This is a genomic window from Cryobacterium sp. MLB-32, from assembly GCF_000738085.1.
Lineage (GTDB): Bacteria > Actinomycetota > Actinomycetes > Actinomycetales > Microbacteriaceae > Cryobacterium.
The window spans coordinates 1-1,092 of sequence record NZ_JPRS01000348.1; the positions used below are offsets into that span (position 1 = coordinate 1).

Annotated in this window: 1 protein-coding gene; it reads right to left on the reverse strand. The window is 61.2% G+C overall.

Translation table 11 applies throughout. From position 1 onward, the window contains the following. Nucleotides 1–459 precede the first annotated feature (459 nt). On the reverse strand, nt 460–894 hold the full coding sequence (locus JF66_RS18480) for a MarR family winged helix-turn-helix transcriptional regulator (RefSeq protein ID WP_231556505.1): 435 nt from the start codon (nt 892–894) through the stop codon (nt 460–462). Between the last annotated feature and the right edge of the window lie 198 nt (nt 895–1,092).

Genomic DNA, 1,092 nt, shown 5'->3' on the forward strand with positions numbered 1-1,092 from the left:
CACCACCACCACCACCACCACCACCACCACCACCACCACAGACGGGCATGCCGAGCACTGCTGGTCAATCAGGGCTCTAGCGACGAGGCGAAAGAGCGCACTCTGTGCTCTTCGAGGTGGCAACGGTTAAACGTGAACCGCCACGACAGTTTGAAATCCGCGAATTTGACTGGACGCGTCGACTCCGCAGGGAGGCTCAGTACTCCGATGTTGATCGCCCGTCGGCGAATGTTGGCGACGTGGACCAGGCCATTCCCGCGGCGCCGGCCATTGGCGGTCAGCCAACTCGATTCGTCGAGGTGATTCCACCCTTTTGATCTCGACGGGATGGTGCCACTTTGGGTACCGGAAACCGTTCTGAAGGGAGTTAGCCGGCCGATTGGGCCGAAGCGCCGCGACGCAGCGGAATGTACCGGCGGCATTCGAATCTGCCCGTCTGGCGCCAACCGATCCGTGCGGCTACGACCGTGGTTCGTGAGCACGCAGAAGCTCGCGAAGCATGGCTTCGAGTTTTTCCCGCTGGTCGAGGCTGAGTGACGAGAGCAGCTGCTCTTCGTTGGCGACGTGCTCGATGAGAGTCTGATCCACGACCGCCTGACCGCGGTCGGTGAGCACGACCCGGATGGTTCGGCGACTGAGCGGGTCAGGCTCACGGGAGACGAGTGCCTTCGCGACCAACCGGTCGAGCCTGTTGGTGATCGCACCCGAGGTGACCATGGCGTTTGCGGCCAGTTCACCCGCCGTGAGTCCCTGCGTCCCGGTGCCGCTGCCGTTGCGGCGCAGGGTCGCCAGAAGGTCGAATTCTCCGGGTTGAAGATCGTGCCGAAGGAAGACGTCCTGGAGGGATCTCTCAAAGAGCCTGGTGAGCTTCGAGAGGCGGCCAACTATCGCCATCGGGGACACATTCAGATCTGGGTGCACGTGCGCCCATTGGGCTACGATCCGGTCAACGCTGTCTTCCACTGCACCCTCGTGTCTCTCGGTCCCGACTGTGCCTGAGGCTAGCAACCACTTTTCACTGTTGAACAGTTTAACATTCAGAAGATCTGGTGAAATTCTTTCACGCCACGCTCCTGACCGTATGTGAACCGA